14 protein-coding genes and 1 pseudogene (1 of these 15 running past the window's edge) are annotated in these 15,559 nt (G+C 59.6%); 6 read left to right on the top strand and 9 right to left on the bottom strand.

What is annotated here, in order from left to right:
- Nucleotides 1-19: 19 nt before the first annotated feature.
- Nucleotides 20-1,078 (bottom strand): ABC transporter substrate-binding protein, encoded by a 1,059-nt coding sequence (locus NTH_RS20820; RefSeq protein ID WP_338532133.1) that lies wholly within the window; start codon nucleotides 1,076-1,078, stop codon nucleotides 20-22.
- A 120-nt stretch (nucleotides 1,079-1,198) separates the two neighbouring features.
- Here NTH_RS20820 and NTH_RS20815 point away from each other — a divergent pair, with 120 nt between their 5' ends.
- Nucleotides 1,199-2,095: a LysR substrate-binding domain-containing protein gene (locus NTH_RS20815; protein WP_338532132.1), complete on the top strand. Its 897-nt coding sequence runs from the start codon at nucleotides 1,199-1,201 to the stop codon at nucleotides 2,093-2,095.
- A gap of 5 nt (nucleotides 2,096-2,100) precedes the next feature.
- Here NTH_RS20815 and NTH_RS20810 read toward each other — a convergent pair whose 3' ends face one another.
- The 7 genes and pseudogenes from NTH_RS20810 to NTH_RS20780 all read right to left on the bottom strand — a co-directional run bounded on the left by NTH_RS20810 (nucleotide 2,101) and on the right by NTH_RS20780 (nucleotide 9,863).
- Entirely contained in the window at nucleotides 2,101-2,967 is an 867-nt protein-coding gene (locus NTH_RS20810; RefSeq protein ID WP_338532131.1) for an ABC transporter permease, read from the bottom strand.
- A complete protein-coding gene (locus NTH_RS20805; protein ID WP_338532220.1) occupies nucleotides 2,964-3,584 on the bottom strand; it encodes an ABC transporter permease in 621 nt (206 codons plus the stop codon). The genes NTH_RS20810 and NTH_RS20805 overlap by 4 nt, the downstream gene beginning before the upstream one ends.
- An 84-nt stretch (nucleotides 3,585-3,668) precedes the next feature.
- Nucleotides 3,669-3,911: pseudogene (locus NTH_RS20800) on the bottom strand (ABC transporter permease); the annotation flags it as partial.
- Nucleotides 3,908-5,770, bottom strand: a complete 1,863-nt coding sequence (locus NTH_RS20795; protein ID WP_338532130.1) for an ABC transporter ATP-binding protein — start codon at nucleotides 5,768-5,770, stop codon at nucleotides 3,908-3,910. The pseudogene NTH_RS20800 and the gene NTH_RS20795, both read right to left, overlap by 4 nt.
- A 116-nt stretch (nucleotides 5,771-5,886) precedes the next feature.
- Nucleotides 5,887-7,560, bottom strand: a complete 1,674-nt coding sequence (locus NTH_RS20790; protein ID WP_338532129.1) for an ABC transporter substrate-binding protein — start codon at nucleotides 7,558-7,560, stop codon at nucleotides 5,887-5,889.
- Nucleotides 7,529-9,106 carry an alkaline phosphatase family protein gene (locus tag NTH_RS20785; protein ID WP_338532128.1) on the bottom strand — a complete coding sequence of 526 codons (1,578 nt, stop codon included), beginning with the start codon at nucleotides 9,104-9,106 and terminating at the stop codon, nucleotides 7,529-7,531. The genes NTH_RS20790 and NTH_RS20785 overlap by 32 nt, the downstream gene beginning before the upstream one ends.
- Nucleotides 9,036-9,863 (bottom strand): DeoR/GlpR family DNA-binding transcription regulator, encoded by an 828-nt coding sequence (locus tag NTH_RS20780; protein ID WP_338532127.1) that lies wholly within the window; start codon nucleotides 9,861-9,863, stop codon nucleotides 9,036-9,038. The genes NTH_RS20785 and NTH_RS20780 overlap by 71 nt, the downstream gene beginning before the upstream one ends.
- Before the next feature lie 406 nt (nucleotides 9,864-10,269).
- On the opposite strand from NTH_RS20780, the gene NTH_RS20775 reads away from it, so the two are divergent.
- The 4 genes from NTH_RS20775 to NTH_RS20760 are packed head-to-tail and all read left to right on the top strand — an operon-like array spanning nucleotide 10,270 to nucleotide 14,267.
- Nucleotides 10,270-10,887, top strand: a complete 618-nt coding sequence (locus tag NTH_RS20775) for a CDP-alcohol phosphatidyltransferase family protein (protein ID WP_338532126.1) — start codon at nucleotides 10,270-10,272, stop codon at nucleotides 10,885-10,887.
- A gap of 26 nt (nucleotides 10,888-10,913) precedes the next feature.
- Nucleotides 10,914-11,735, top strand: coding sequence for an NTP transferase domain-containing protein (locus NTH_RS20770; RefSeq protein ID WP_338532125.1), 822 nt, complete (start codon nucleotides 10,914-10,916; stop codon nucleotides 11,733-11,735).
- Nucleotides 11,736-11,761: 26 nt separating this feature from the next.
- Nucleotides 11,762-12,652, top strand: a complete 891-nt coding sequence (locus NTH_RS20765; RefSeq protein WP_338532124.1) for a GHMP kinase — start codon at nucleotides 11,762-11,764, stop codon at nucleotides 12,650-12,652.
- 25 nt (nucleotides 12,653-12,677) lie between these two features.
- Nucleotides 12,678-14,267 carry an asparagine synthetase B family protein gene (locus tag NTH_RS20760; protein WP_338532123.1) on the top strand — a complete coding sequence of 530 codons (1,590 nt, stop codon included), beginning with the start codon at nucleotides 12,678-12,680 and terminating at the stop codon, nucleotides 14,265-14,267.
- A 30-nt stretch (nucleotides 14,268-14,297) separates the two neighbouring features.
- Here the strand turns inward: NTH_RS20760 and NTH_RS20755 are convergent, their stop codons facing one another.
- On the bottom strand, nucleotides 14,298-15,161 hold the full coding sequence (locus NTH_RS20755; protein WP_422392458.1) for an aminopeptidase P family N-terminal domain-containing protein: 864 nt from the start codon (nucleotides 15,159-15,161) through the stop codon (nucleotides 14,298-14,300).
- A 153-nt stretch (nucleotides 15,162-15,314) separates the two neighbouring features.
- Here NTH_RS20755 and NTH_RS20750 point away from each other — a divergent pair.
- Nucleotides 15,315-15,559 (top strand): IS3 family transposase gene (locus NTH_RS20750; RefSeq protein ID WP_338529413.1); it runs 867 nt beyond the window's last position. Within the gene, nucleotides 15,315-15,559 belong to an annotated coding region that runs on past the window's edge; the region does not span the whole gene.

Raw genomic sequence — 15,559 nt, 5'->3', positions numbered from 1 at the left:
TCGAAAAGGGCGGCAGCGGTCACTGTTCGACCTCACGCGTCCACCGCCTTGTCCATTCCGACCGGTTCTCGTTGACGCTCGCCCAGTCGACGCTGACGAGCTTTTCCACTGCGTCCGGTCCATATGGAACCATTTCGGCGACGGCTTCAGGTAGATCGACGGTCTTGTTCGTTGGCCCCCATCCTTTGTGTTGAGCCAGAATTGCCTGGACCTGCGGCGACAAGAAGTGCTGGATGAGGGTCTGCTGCAGCTCTGGTTGATCGCTCCCCTCGACAGGGCAGATCGTCGTCAGGAGGGCCATGGCCCCCTCTCGGGGCTGCACGAGTTCAATTGGAAACCCTGCAGCGGCGAGGGAGGCAACACGCCCGCTACCCCAGACCCCAACCGCCACTTCTCCGGTCTGGAACAGCTCGGAGATCTTGCTTGACGACGTCTCGAAGCTCCGCACGCTCGGCGCGATGTGCTCGGAAATAAAGGAAAAGCCAGGATCGATGTTTTCGAGATCGCCACCCTTTATGCTGTTTATGGCAAGGAGCGTGTGCAGGCCATAGGTATTGGTGATGGCTGGAACAGTCAGCCGTCCCTTGAAGCGCGGGTCGGCAAGATCAAGCCACGACGCCGGTGCCGGCCAGCCCTCGGCCCCGAAGACGTCGGTGTTGTAGGCAATCCCCGTTGCAACGATGCCTACTCCGATCGATTTCCCATCGCCGTTTTGCTTGGCGAGATCGTAAATCTCATCCAGAATGGGGGCTTCAGCAATCGGCGCGCAAAGCCCTAACCCGACGGCTTGTTGCATGGGGCCATCATCGAGAATGGCCACGTCGATTTCGGGATTGTTGCGCTGGGCCTGAAGCCGCGCCAAATTGTTGGTCGAAGCGCCAGCCACGTATTTGACCCTGACATCGTACTCCTCTTCAAACGGCGGCAAGATCATCTCGCGCAGGACCGTTTCGGAAGACCCTCCATAAGCGGCCAAATACAGGACCTCTTCGGCCTGTGAGGGCATGACGGCCGCGCAGGCACCCCCGAGCGAGAGGATCACAAGCTGTATCCCGGGCGATTTGAGAATGTGACGCATTCAGTTCCCCTTGTCTCTTTATGACATTAATTTGACAAACTTATCGACAGCAGAATATAGATTCAAATTCAAATTTTCCTCTACCGTATTCATAGAATGCATGCATTAGGGCGGACGCTGATGAATATGAGGCAACTTGAAGCTTTTCGAGCGGTGATGCTGGCTGGCACTGTAACGGGCGCGGGCGAACTCCTTCGCCTCACGCAGCCGACCGTCAGCAAGCTGATAGCCGATCTCGAGTTGGGAACGGGACTAACGCTTTTCGAGCGTTCTCACGGTCGCCTTCTACCAACCACGGAAGCGCAGACGCTGCTTCAGCAGATCGACCGTGTGTTTACCGCGATCGACGATCTTGATCGCAATGCGCGTCAGTTGGCGCGCGGCCAGTCGGGCCACCTGCGCATCGTGGCCATTCCGGCGCTGGTGCTCGACTATCTTCCGCGTGCTGTGGCTTCCTTCATGAAGAGGCGCCCCGACATAACGGTAGAGCTGAATGCAAGGGCGGCAAGCCGGGTGGTGGAATGGATCGCAGGCCGTCACGCAGATCTCGGCTTTGCCTCCGACATCGCGGCAAATGCCGGCGTGGAACTGCAGCCCTTTCAATCGCTGGCGGGCGTCTGCATCCTTCCGCTGGGTCATCCCTTGACGGAAAAAACAGCCATTGAACCCGCAGACCTGGCGGGAGAACACTTCATCTCGCTGGGACCGGACTCAGCCTTCCGCCACCATGTCGATCGCGTATTCGAGGAAGCGGACATCGCCCGCAGGATCGTCATCGAAACAGGGCTGTCCGCGACAGCCTGCGCGTTCGTCAAAGATGGCATGGGCGTATCCATCGTCGATCCGGTCACCGCGATGGACCGGCACCAGTCACTTGATATCGTCGTAAGGCCGTTTCGTCCTCGCATACCGTTCACAACCTATGCGGCGCTGCCGAAGCACGGATCCCGTCCCGTGTTGGTCAACGATTTCCTGGAACATCTGTCGGGAGTGGCGCGGTTGAACGAGGTGAAATGACACTCCTAAGCAACACGCTCCGCCATGTCCCCGCTATTCAGCATGTCGCCCAGAACGCTCAGAGAGAATGTGGTGAAAAAAATCAGCAGCCCCGGAACCACCGCAATCCACCATGCCGAGAAAAGATGATCGCGCCCGGCATTCATGATTGAGCCCAGGCTTGCATTGGGTGGCTGCACGCCGAGGCCCAGAAAGCTCAAGGTCGTTTCCAGAAGAAGGGATTCGGGAAAGTTCAAGGTGGCATTGACCGCCAGAATGCCCGAGACGTTCGGCAGGATATGACGCCAGTAGATAGTCGGCCAGCTTGCGCCATAGGTTCGCGCCGCGGTGACATAGCGGTTGTTTCTATGCGACAAGGCGAGCCCGCGCGCCAGGCGTGCATAGCGCTCCCAGCCGTAAAGGCTGACGAGGAGCAGCAAGACATAAATGTTGGTTCCCAGGAAAGCGATGCTGGCGATGGCCAGTACGAGAAATGGCAACGCTGCCTGAAAATCGATCAGGGTCGTAACGAGATCGTCAACGAGACCGCCGAAATGCGCGGCGGCGAAGCCGAGCGCAATGCCCAGGCATGCGCCGGCGACGGTTCCGACCAATGCCAAAAGCAGGCTGATGCGAATGGCCGAGCAAACGCGCGCGAACAAGTCGCGGCCCAACTGATCCGTCCCGAAAGGATGTTCGAGCGATCCGCCAAAGCCAGCCGGCGGCAGGAGTCGGGCGGACAGATCCACTTGATTGGCATCAAGCGGGGCGAGAAGCGGGACGACCAGGCCCAGGGATAGGAGAGCCAGTATCCACCCCAGCGCCAGGCCTGCTGCGATTGGCGGGCGGAAAGGCTGAATCTCTTGGCGGGATGGCGACGTCCTCACACTCACGCGCCTTTCCTTTGGCTTCCTGCAGGCGAGGAAGCGATACGCGGGTCCAACAGGCGGTAGGCCAAATCAATGCAGAGATTGGTGACAACCATAACGACGGTCAGCATGATCACGATGAACTGCACGACCGGCAGGTCCTTCGCCAACACCGAGTTCACCAAGAGCCGGCCCATGCCCGGCCAGGCAAAAACTGTTTCGATGACGGCGGCCCCGCCAAGCAGGCTGCCGAAGACAAGGCCGCAGATCGTTACGATCGGAATAGCGGCGTTCGGCAGGGCATGTCGTATAACGATGGTGATCGTCGACGCGCCGCGCGCGCGCGCTGCCACGAGATATGGCTTTTCGAGAACCGTCAGCATCGACGCGCGCGCATAGCGGGCAACGATCCCGATATAGGCCGTAGCAAGCGTGATGACCGGCATCACGAAGTGCAACGGGGACGACGAGCCGCCTGCCGGAAGGAGGCGAAGCCACAGCGTGAAAATCAGTATCAAGAGGAGGCCAAGAAAGAAGTTCGGCAGGCTGAAGCCTATGACCGACAGCGACATCACCAGGCGATCGAGAAACCGTCCCTGCTTCAAGGCGGCCAAAAGGCCCGCCGGAATGCCGATGGCCATTGCCAGAAGGAAACCGATGCCCATCAGTTGCAGTGTTTTCGGCAACGCCTCAAAGACGACGTCGACGACCGGACGCCCGTCGCGCAAGGATGTTCCGAAATCGCCGCTCATAAGATTCGAGAGGTAGAAGACGAACTGATGCGCAACGCTGTGATCGAGCCCATAGCGTGTGCGGAAATGTTCGAGCGCCTCCGGCGCCGCATCGACGCCCAGGACAGCCAGCGCTGGATCGCCAGCGAAACGCAGAAGCACAAAGGTGAACGCCAGGGCGAGGACGACCGTCAGCGCTGAACGGAACAGCTTCGTCAGGATGAAGACGGCTGTCACGCCACAACGCCTTCCCTCACGTCATGTCCGAGCGGCCACAAATCTGGTTGCCGGCCTCGGTCCTGGGCATCCGCCCGGCCAAGCGAAAGACCGCCGCTCAGGTCAATGAGGTTTTGTGTGTAGGGGTGGCGGGGCTCTGCAATGATTTGCGCGGTACTGCCTTCCTCGACGATTTCACCGGCCCGCATCACGGCGATGCGGTCGGCAATTGGCCGTATGGCGGCAAGATCGTGCGTTACAAACAGCATCGCCAGGCCCATCGATCGCTTCAATTCGCCGAACAGGTTGACGATCTCACATTGCACGGAAACATCGAGGGCGGAGGTCGGCTCGTCGCATACAAGCAACTGCGGACGCAGGATCAAGGCGCGGGCGATGGCAGCGCGCTGCAATTGTCCGCCGCTCAATTGCCGGGGACGCGCCGAAAGGAAGTCGTGTTCCAGCCGCACCGTATCGAACATGGCGCGTGCCTCCCGAAGGCGGCTTGCTGCAGTGCCAATCCCATTCACCCGCAAAGGCTCGGCGACCTGCTCGCCGATCGGTATGCGAGGATCGAACGCCGATTGCGGGTCCTGAAAGATCATCTGTACGCGCGGCACGGATTTTCGCGCTGCGCCGGCGAAGGGTTCTTCCCCGTCGATACGAAGGTTGACCCGGCCCGCGCTTGGCTGGCACATCCCTAGCACGAGATTGCATATTGTCGATTTTCCGCTGCCACTTTCCCCGACGAGGGCCAGACACTCTCCCTTGTGCACCACCAGGGAAACGTCCAGCAATGCATGGCCGCCCAACCGCTTCCGACCAAAGCCGAATAAGGATCTTGCGTGGAATGCCTTGGAAACACGATCGAGTTCGAGCACCGGCTCCGATAGAACCGGCCGCGCAGCGCCACGCGTTTCGCCGGCCGATATCAGCTCTGTGGCCTCGTCGAAGCTTTCCTCGACCATAGGGAATTGGCAGAGAACGCCCCCCTGTCGATCTTCCTTGAAAGTCAGTGGCTCGTTCATGCAGGCGATACGGCGGGCACTGCAGCGCGGTGCAAAGCGGCAAACGGAGCCGCGCTCGCCATGCGCTGGCATCGTGCCGGGAATGGGACGGGCCGGCCATTCTTCAGCAAGGTGCGGCGCGGCTCGCAGCAGGGCCCTGCTGTATGGGTGACGCAGCATGTCATAGCCGTGGTCGATCCGGGCGATCTCGACGACCTGGCCGGCGTAGAACACCGCGAGCACGTCGCAGAACGAAGCCGCCTTAAGGTCATGGGTCACCAATATAAGCGACGCGCTATGCTGTCGCGCGAGGCGCGTCAGCAGCGAGAGAATGGTCAGCCGGTTACCTGCATCAAGCGCCGTGGTCGGCTCGTCCGCAATGATGAGGTCCGGATTGCCGACAAGGGCCAGTGCAATCATCACCCGCTGTGCCATGCCGCCCGACAGTTCGTGCGGAAACTTCGCAAGGACCGCCTCGACATCGAATAGCCCCACATTGCGGAGGCTTTCAAGGATGCGGGCAAGCGCGGCAGGTCCGCGCAGGCCGAGGAGCCGCCTTGTCGTCGTAAGGAAATGGCTTTTGACATTGCGCAAGGGGTCGAGCCTTCCGGCGGCATCCTGAAAGACAAACCCGATCCGCCGGCCGTGAATGGCAGCCAAGGTGCGCTCATCCGCGGTGGCAAGATCGAACCCGTCAAAGGCAGCCGAACCGGTCAGGCGGTGCCTGCTTTGCAGAAGCCGCGCAAGCCCGAGGCAGGTTGCCGTTTTGCCGCTGCCACTCTCGCCGACAAATGCATATGTAGCGCCGCGCTCGATATCGATGGAAACATTCTCTACGGCGCGGACTTCACCTCGCGCTGTCTGAAACGTCACGCCGAAGCCCCGCACCCTCAGCAAGACATCGTCGGAACGAGCCGCCGGCGGGTGCTCAACCCGGCGGCGCGTAGCGGTCGCTAGCGATAGGCTTTCCGGGTATTCGGCCGCCGCCACTAATTCACTCCCGTATCGGTCGGTCCGAAATCCAGATAAGGAGCAGGTGTCGGTTGCCAATCAATCCCGGCACGCTTGCCGTAGAAAGCGCCACGCATATGCAGTTCCGTCGCCGGCACGTCTTCCCAATCGACGATCTGCAGCATGCGTTTGAAGGCATCGCGCCGCGCTTGCGGATCGAGGCTCGTCTCCAGAACGTTCCCCAGCTTGTTGAACTCCTCGTTGCGCCACTGATTGCGGCGATCAATGCTGCTCCCCTCCCCGTAAACCCTCCAGAGACCGCCAACCGGATCGGGAATGTTCATCAATGTGGCGCCGTTGTGGATAAATGCGGGGTTCTCGACAAGAATCGTATCCCAGCTTGCCTGTACCTGCATGTCGATGTTGAAGCCGACTGCCTCCCACATTGCAGCGATCGCCTCTGAGGTTGGCAACTCCACCGGATACCAGTGTTCGAGCACCCGATACGGGATGGGCGAACCGTCATAATCCGCCTCAGCCATCAGCTCCCTTGCCCTGTCGGGGTCGTAGCCTGGCCCCTTATGCTCCTCGATATAGAGTTCCCCGTAGTACGGAAACTGAAAGCCATTGGTGAGACCGACGCGGCCATCCCACAGGCTATCGACGATCGCCTGCCGGTCGATGGCAAGCGACAGGGCAAGCCGTATGCGAGGATCCTTCAAAACCGGATGGTTTGTGCTGAAGCGGATGGACCGGGTCATGATCGTATCGCCGCCAACCACCTCCAGATCGCCGTAGCTTTCGACCAGTTCCAACTGGTCGGGATCAATATCCGTTATGATGTCATAATCGCCAGCAACAAGCCCCGCGATGCGGGAGGACTGCTCAGGAACTTCGACATATCTGATGGTGCTGTAGGGCGGCGTACCGTCCCAATAATCGTCATGCGCCGCAAGCACCAGTTCGTCCTTGGTCTTGAACGATTGCACCTTGTAGGGTCCTGTCGAAACGGGTGCACGCTCCCAATCGGAAAAACTCTCCGCCTCCTGGAACGCCTTCTTGCTGACGACCTGGGACATCCATCCCGACAAGCGGGCTTCGAGGACCGGGTCCGGCTTGGAGGTGACGAAGCGGACCGTGTCCTCGTCCACCACCTCGACACGCTCGATTGTCTTCAGATAGGCGCGGCTGGGGCCATAGGCGGGCGCATCTTCGCCGCTGACCCGCTGCGGCCCGAAGGAAAACGCCACGTCCTCCGCGGTCATCACGCGCCCGTCATGCATGACCACGCCGGGGCGCAGGTCCACCTCCATCGTCCTCTCGTCGATGCGCTTCCAGTTCGTTGCAAGACCCGGCTTCCTGTCGAAATTGTCGCTGTAGTCGGTCTCGATAAGGAAATCGAAGATGCTTGGGACGACCTGGAATGCAGATGTTCGTGTCTTCATGACCGGTTCCAGACTGTCGGGCAGTTCCTGCACCGCGACCGTGAGCCGCGGTCTGTCGGCTACTTGCTGCGCCTGCACCGGCATCGCCGACAAGAAAAGAGCTGCAGCGGCGAAGCCACCTGAAATTCTGCCTAGCAGTTCAAAATGACTTGTAAGATGCTTATCGTTCACGCCTGCCTCCTGTCGTCGTTGTGTCCGGACCATCGCGGTCCGACCGGATGATGTATTTTCGCCGCTACGCGGCTTCGTCGGTTCTGGCCGCCTCACGGGATCGCTCGACTGCGGACCATGCCTCGCCGAGATAATTGACCGCCAGGAACCGAGAAACGGTCAGATACGTGGCGGATCCACCACGGCTCGCCATGTATTCGTGCAGACACGGCTCTTCGGACGGCGCACCGCCGCGCATGATCTCTGTTAGCGGCCGACCGCTTGCAGACCGGGGCAACTCGCAACCCAGCAGGTGCAGGATTGTCGGAGCGAGATCACAGATGCCCGTGGGCAGATGACTTATCGCCCCGGTCGCGAAACGCGGTCCCTCCGCCAGCAAGACCGATGCCAATTCAAGGCGATGCAGGCCACCATGTGTGCCGCCGCCGACGGCGATGTTATAGTTGCTGACGTCGCACCAGGCGCCGCCGGCAATGCCGTTGCGGTTACTGCCATTGTTGCCAGCCAGGTTGATGTAAAGATCGGGTGCGCGCCTATGGCCGACGCCTATGAGGTTGAGCGACAGTGTTCCCTCCACCTGGCCGAGATGGCTGGTTGGATCGGCCGGAGTGCTAAATCCGCCCCCGAACCATGGCTGCTCACCGAGACAGTCGAAAACGTCCTGCATCAGGGAAAGTTCGGGCTTCCTGAACCACAGCCCCGCTGCGCGACCGGCGCCGACCAGAATGTCCGCACCGCCTTCGAAGGTATCATCGGCGTTGAACCCGGCCGCCACGAGCACGCTCCCTACCGATATATGGTCGGAGATGGTGACGTGACCATGGTCGGATGTGACCATCAGGGATATCTCTTCGCGCTCGGGGAGTGCATCCCGCCAGGCGACGAGGCGCCCCAAAGCTTGGTCGCATCGGCGCATCGCCGCCAGATGCTCTTCTGCGCCGAGGCCGTGCACATGCGCCGCGCTGTCGGCTTCCGTTAGCCAGATAATGGAGACATCGGGCCTCACATCCGGCCAAATCGTGTCAATAAACGTCTCCACGGCCTTACCCTCGGAGCCCTCAGCGCATCCATCAAGTGGAATGCCATGCCGCTCACGGATCGCAGCAGCGGCCCCGGCTGGAAAGGAAAATTGCGGATGCCTGACATTGAAGCCGGTTTGCCCGTGAATGGCTCCCTTCCAGTTCAACGCAGCCAGAGAGCCCTGCCCGCTCGAGGTAACCACGGCCAAGGACCGTCCTTCGCGCGCAAGGATCTCCGCCAGGCCAGGCGCATTGACCATACCCCCGGGCAGCATTGCGTCAGCAGTTCGCCAATGCTGGACAGCGTGCGTGAAGGTCTGCCCCATGTGCCCGCCGCGCGCGTGAAACTGATTGCCAAGCACGCCGTTGACAGCCGGCTGCGTGCCTGTTGCCAGCGCCGTCAAGGCTCCCCGCGTTTCACTCGGAAAAACCGTGCGATGATTGCCGCACCACACGCCACAACTACGCAACGCTGTCAGGTTCGGCATGGACGCTTCGGTCACCATATCAGGCCGCAACCCGTCTATACCAAAGAGAATGACGCGCTCCGGCCTAGTCATTTTGCCCGCCTTCCATGCCTGTGTGTTCCGGCGCATCGGCTTCTTGGCGGCGCGCAACTTCATGGTGGATGGTGCGCACGCCGGCCTCTCTCAGGCGGGCAGCCAGCGAAGCAGGCGGCGCGGCATCCGTGACCAGTGTCCCGATCCGATCAAGCGGGACACTGCAGTACTTTCCCGAGGAGCCGAATTTGCTGCGATCGGCGACAAAAATGGCTTTCCTGGAACGGGCCACGATGCGCTGTTTCAGCCGCTGATAATATTTCTCCGCTTCCAACAAGCCATAGGACTCGTCGAAGCCGTAGACGCCGATAATCGACGCGTCGAAGACGCACTCATCGATGGCGTCGAGGACCTGAGAACCTATCAGCGCGCCGTCCTCACTGGCATACTCCCCACCAGTCAAAACAACCTTGTGTCGGGCCGGCCCCTGCAGCGCTTCGGCGATTGCCGGCATGTTGGTGAGTACCGAAAGCGACGGCCCGTAGCTCAGCTCTTTGGCGACTTCCAGTGTGGTGCTTCCGCCGGTGATGAAGACCCACTGATCGGTCGTAAGCAGCGGAGGCACGAGTTTCGCAATTCGGCGCTTCTCCACTGCATTTTCCTGCATACGCAAGGCGACCGGTGCCTCCCGGCCGACAGGCATTGCGCCGCCATGAACGCGTTTGATGAGGCCGTTCTTCTCCAGTTGGAGCAAATCGCGCCGGATGGTCTCGGTGGAAACACCATAGCTCTCGGCGACATCGCTGATCGTAATACCCGTCCCGGCACCGATCATTTCGGCCAACGCTTGCTGCCTGCTGGCCGCAGTAAGTCTCAACATCCCACACATCCCCTTATTTCAGGGGCGGACATTAGGAGCCTAATGCTTCAGCGATGTGACAATCTTTGGTGGCACTTGTGATTATGTGGAGAAGTCACGACAGGTAGCGAATCGCCGTAGCGCGCCCCGCCTCTTGCCTCTCACAGATCGCAGAAACCACTCCGCGCTTTCCCGTTACGAGGTCGCGAACAATGAAACTATAGATTAACCGAATGGCTGAATGAAATTTATGAATATACGATCACAATATGCAGCGCGTAGATTATTTTATTTTTTGTCTGATGTATGCGTATTTTCTATTGGAATTATTTGCTTGCTCTGTACAGATTTTTATTTCTTAATCAAATGACAGTTTTATGACATCTCTTTGGTTATCCCCGGAAACGAGTGCAGCGGACCTTATGTGATGCAACTGAGAAACGCTCTGCCCATCCTCGGCTCCTTGGAAGACGGGCCGAACCTCATGACTTTCGCAGGCGCACTGGCTGCAATGGCGGCCTGCTACTGTGCGCTGAACGGAGCTCTAGCCGCAGCGCTTACATTCGCGCTTTGGGCTCATGTCGCGGATTCCTTTGACGGCCTTCTTGCCCGGCGGCAACCGGGCAGGACTCCAGAGATGCAACAAATCGGCAAGCAGATGGATTCCCATGCCGATTTTCTCGCCGGGAGCGGCTTTCCGCTGATTTTTCTCATCGTACTGGGAAAGGGCGACCCCATCGCCCTTGCGGGCGGCTTCCTCCTATGCGCGGCCGGACTGCTGCGCTTGAGCTATTTCAACGTGCATGGCCTCAAGGACGGCGCTTTCCTGGGGCTCCCTCTGCCGCACAACATCCTGGTGCTGACGGCAACCTATTGGGCCTCGCTTCTTGTTGCACCGCAAGCACAGCCTGTTCTTGTTGGATCGGCGGCGATTTTGACAGCATTTCTGCACGTGGCACCCTTTCCTTTCCCCAAGATGAACATGGGCGCGGTTGTGGTGACGCTGATCCTCGCCCTCGGCCTGTCCCTTGCGACTTTCCTATGACTCAGCCGCCCCTAGGAGCGATCGACATGTCCGTCAAAAATCCGTCTGACAATGAAGCAAAAGCACGTCAGGAAGCTCGGAAATCCTCCACCGAATCCGGATCGAGCGTGGGCCCTGTCACGAGCGCCATCGTCTCCGCTGCGGGACTGGGAGCACGCCTCGGTACCCTCACCCGCGAATGCCCCAAGGCGCTTGTTGCCGTCAATGGCGAGCCGCTATTGCCAAGGCTGGCGAAGCAGCTTTCGCAAGCGGGCGTAAAGAATCTTACTGTCGTTCTCGGCTATCGGGGTGACCAGATCCGTGACGCGCTCGGCACCAACGCCGGCGGTATGCAGGTGAGTTATGTGCACGCCGCCAACTACGCGAGCACAAACAATATCGCGTCTCTGGCGGTCGCCCCCTGCCCAACTGCCCCTGTTGCCATATCCGATTGCGATGTGTTCCTTTCGCGGCTGCCTCACGATTGGCTCCGGGAAACGGGTTCCGACATCGTCATTCCGACTCGTGCGTTGGCCCGCGATGAAGCAGGCACCGTTTTGCGCATGCAGAACGGCAGATGGCGGCTGAAGGTCCTGCGCCAGCCGTCAGAGGCGAGAGCTGGCGACCGCAAGACAATCAGCCTGTACCTGTTGTTCTCCTCTGACCTCATCAAGATATTTTTCCGCGAGATCGGTCGCACAGTCGCCAACCGCGAGACGTCACTTTACTACGAAGATGTCCTGTCAGGCGTTCTGCGTGACACCTACACGATTGCAGACGTCGCAATCGAAGATCAAGGGATCGCCGCTTTCGAGATTGACCGACCGATTGACCTGCAAGCCGCGGAGCAGTGGGCAGCGAATGCCTAATTCTCCGGCGGAAGGGAGGAGCTACAATGTATGCAAGCGCATCGTCGATAGGCCATCACGGCGAGATCATCCAGGGCGTGTTCCGCGACGGGGAGGATCGTTTGCATCGTGGATTGGTCACGCTGCCGTTCGTCCCGCGCCACAGTATCGCGCTGGCTAGAAGCACCAATAGTGCAACCGTCGAGATCGAGCCTAAACACAAGCGGAAGGCGCTCCAAGCGATCAAGATGTTCCTCGAAAGGGCGAACCGGGGCGCAACCGGCATCCATGTGACGATCAAGTCAAATATCCCCGAGGGCTTTGGCCTTGGATCCTCGACCGCCGATATTGTGTCGAGCGTTGGTGCAACAGCCCGCCTGCTCGGCGCGTCGGTCAAATCGAGGGACCTGTTCCGGCTTGCTGTACAAGCAGAAACCGCCAGCGACGGAATTATGTTTCTCAAGTGGCCGCATCTTGTCTGCCAGCGCGAAGGCAGGGTGCTCGAACGCTACAAATGGCGATTGCCCCGCTTTTCCCTGCTGAGCTTCAATGCCGCTCCGAATGATCCGGTGGATACTTTGGACTACACCGCAGCGCGCTACAGCGATGACGAGATCGATGAATTTCAAGTGCTCCGCGCATTGCTGCGCCGCGCCTTCAAAAAGCAGGATCTTGCCTTGCTCGCGGAAGTGGCGACGCGAAGCTCGATCATCAATCAGCGCCATCTCCCACAGCCGCACTTCGATGAAATTCTGGAAATCGTTCGTGACGCGAAAGCTCCTGGGCTGCAGGTTGCCCATAGCGGTCGGATGATCGGCATCATCCTGAGACCGGAGTGGCGCTACCACAGTCGTTCAGTACAGACGATTCAGCGCGAGCTGCTCCATCTGGGTTTCTTCCCCGAGTATCACGGCGCGCCTCACCCCCACTGTGTGTGAGGGCGATGAGAGGAGGAGGCTGGAAATGGGCCAGATAGCGGGTGTATCCGGGAAAGGGTACTCACAATTCGAAAGGCCGGCATCCTGGCTACGTGCCACGCACGAGCGCAGACTCAATCGGAACGGCTGCTCGATGGCCGCCCATTGTGATGATGACGAGCTGCATGAAGGCGGCGGCGTCATGGTCGCGCTGAGTGGAATTTGCTTGCAGGCAGGCAAAAAAATCACCGCAAGAGACATTGCAGACCAGTATCGCCGCGATGGAACGCTCGATACGTCCCGCTTTGACGGTCATTTCGCTATTGGCCTTTATGACGACGTCGCCGATCGGCTTTTGCTGTGCCGCGACGCCATCGGAATCACACCACTCTACTACGCCGCCAGCCCGACCGAACTATTCTTCGCCAGCGAATGCAAATTGCTTCTCATGCAGCATGGCATCGACCGGTCCTTGGACGCCGGCGCCATGCAACGCTTTCTCGATGACGGTTGGACCCCTGCTCACAGGACTTTTTTCCAAAGCATTCGGCCTGTTCCACCGGGATATTTGTTGGTCCGTGAAGCTTCGGGCACGATCAGAATGCACCGCCAAACGCCGTGGGAGGCCTCGCACGAGGCGGTTGCAGCCAGCCCGCGCGACATTACACGGGCGCTTGAAGAAAGCGTTGCAGCCTTGTTCGGTGCAAAAACCGACCAACGGGTGGGGATCATGCTGAGCGGCGGAATCGATTCGGCACTGATCGGCGGAACACTCCGTCAGCGCCTACCCGAAGCCCAAATTCATTCCTTCACCGTCGGGTATGGCGAAGACGATCCTGAGATCATCGGCGCACGTGCGACTGCGGCAGCCCTAAACTTTACGCATCACGATGTGTTCGTCTCACCAGGTGATCTCGATCGGCTTCTGCCGGCTGCGATTCTGGCGATGGAAACGCTTGGCGGACATGATGAATACCCCTGCCTCTTTGCTGCCCACGAGGCCGCTGCCGGCAAAGTCGACATATTGTTCTCCGGCAATATGTCCGACACCCTGTTTGCCGGAATGGACTCGCATCGTGCCATTTGGCGCGACTGCTATCCAATCGGCGGTCGCCACGGTACGGGCACGGGTGGCCGCATCCTGTCAGCCGCCCTTCAAAAGGCGCTGCTCGCGCGCGACGAAAGGCTGAGTGCGCAGGAGAGATTCGCGCAGCGGTTCGATATGAAGGCGCTTATGCCATTCACCGCTTCGCGCCTGATCACTCTTGCCCTTTCTATACCAGATGACCAGAAGCTCGACGAAAGCCGCAACAAAATCATCCTGCGGCAAGCAGCTGCGCAGATACTGCCTCGCGAGATCGCCGAGCGCCCAAAGGGCATTCAACAGCTCCGCTACGACAGCGCGATGATCGAATGGCTGGTCGGTCGGCTTGGCGCTATCCAGCGCGAGCGACCAGGGCCGATCGGGGCCGTCCTCAACGCCGATTGCATTGGCGATGCCATCCATGAACTGTCGGTCTCTGCAGCCAGACCGGCTGTACACCGCGCTTGGAACCTGTGTGCTCTCGACGCCTGGTACCGGGCGTTCGCGCATGAACTTCCGGTGCGCCCGGAGGCAGTCGGGGCAGTCCAATGAAATTGGCAACGGTCCAGGACTTCCGGCGTTTCAGGCGTACGGGTGGAGCCTTGGCCGTTCCGGCCATGCTGCTCGCTTCCGTGTTGAGCCCGATGGCGGGCATGTTCGTTCGACTGCTGCCAGACAGCGCGGACATGCAACTTGTCGCCGGACTGTCGTTCGTACCCTTTCTGATACTTTTCGTCTGCCGCACAACCTTTGCCGCGGGGCATCACCAACGAGGACGTGGAAGTAGATGGCGGTATGATAGTGTCTGTATCCGCATCCGATCTCGAACATGAACTGATCTGTGTCGGCCACATGGTGTCGGCCCGACGTGTAGCGGCCGAGCTTGGATGCCGGCCCGCATCCGATTGGATAGCGTAGCGCGCATGGATCGCCGTCGTTCTCATAGATCGTCTGGGCAAGGGCTCCGAAGATCTTCCCTTCGAAAACGCCGGCCCTGGTCTCCGCGATAGCAGTTTCCGTCATCAGTTGGACGATGTTCGCGGACTTGCGCATCATCTCGATTTCTGCCGGAGACTTCACTAGGCGAAGCCTGTCAATCGTCGGCGAGGCATCAGAGAAGCTGCACCAGCCTTCAAGGGCGGCGACGACGTCGACGTAGAGATCGGCACGGTGACCCATCGTATTGTACTGAATTCCGATCCGGCCTCCTGCTAGACCGTGGTCCTGGAGCAACGTTTTGATAGCCTGCCCACGGCTGGAACCGGCCAGTTCATCGAAAACCCTGCAACCTTCCAGGATCGAGCTATAAAAAACGTTGTTGTAGTCAGCCTGACGGCCGAGATAGTCGACTTTGCCATCGGCAGTAACAAGCATCGCGTGGAGGACATAAAAGCCATCGGTGTCCAGACCGGTGAGCCAATACATATCCTCGCTTTTGAACAGCAAGAAAGCATCATACCCGGCACCTCGCATCGTCGAACAGCAGTGCGACGTAATCACCGGCCTTCTCGCCGGTACGTTTCCAGCCTGCTCCTGACGTGCTCCCCTGAAATGTCCTCGCTTTGTGGTTAGTCTCTCTTTGGAGAGAGGAGACTGGCAATGAAGCGATCGCGCTTTTCGGACGAGCAGATCATCGGCATTCTGAAGGAGCACCAGGCCGGGCTATCGGCGACGGAGCTGTGCCGCAAATACGGGATCAGCGACGCGACGTTCTACACCTGGCGCAAGAAGTATGGCGGCATGGAGGTCTCGGAGGCCAAGCGGCTGAGGGCGCTGGAGGAGGAGAATGCGCGCCTGAAGAAGCTTCTGGCGGAGTCGATGATGGACGTGTCGACGCTGCGCGA

Source organism: Nitratireductor thuwali (assembly GCF_036621415.1).
Lineage (GTDB): Bacteria > Pseudomonadota > Alphaproteobacteria > Rhizobiales > Rhizobiaceae > Chelativorans > Chelativorans thuwali.
The sequence above is the reverse complement of the archived record's forward strand: the minus strand, read 5'-3'. Positions and strand labels throughout refer to the sequence as shown.

Coding starts and splice junctions, on each gene's coding strand:
- NTH_RS20770 (WP_338532125.1), top strand. CDS start 10,914: ATGTCCGTCAAAAATCCGTCTGACAATGAAGCAAAAGCACGTCAGGAA.
- NTH_RS20820 (WP_338532133.1), bottom strand. CDS start 1,078: ATGCGTCACATTCTCAAATCGCCCGGGATACAGCTTGTGATCCTCTCG.
- NTH_RS20805 (WP_338532220.1), bottom strand. CDS start 3,584: ATGGCCATCGGCATTCCGGCGGGCCTTTTGGCCGCCTTGAAGCAGGGA.
- NTH_RS20815 (WP_338532132.1), top strand. CDS start 1,199: ATGAATATGAGGCAACTTGAAGCTTTTCGAGCGGTGATGCTGGCTGGC.
- NTH_RS20765 (WP_338532124.1), top strand. CDS start 11,762: ATGTATGCAAGCGCATCGTCGATAGGCCATCACGGCGAGATCATCCAG.
- NTH_RS20775 (WP_338532126.1), top strand. CDS start 10,270: ATGCAACTGAGAAACGCTCTGCCCATCCTCGGCTCCTTGGAAGACGGG.
- NTH_RS20760 (WP_338532123.1), top strand. CDS start 12,678: ATGGGCCAGATAGCGGGTGTATCCGGGAAAGGGTACTCACAATTCGAA.
- NTH_RS20785 (WP_338532128.1), bottom strand. CDS start 9,106: ATGAAGTTGCGCGCCGCCAAGAAGCCGATGCGCCGGAACACACAGGCA.
- NTH_RS20780 (WP_338532127.1), bottom strand. CDS start 9,863: ATGTTGAGACTTACTGCGGCCAGCAGGCAGCAAGCGTTGGCCGAAATG.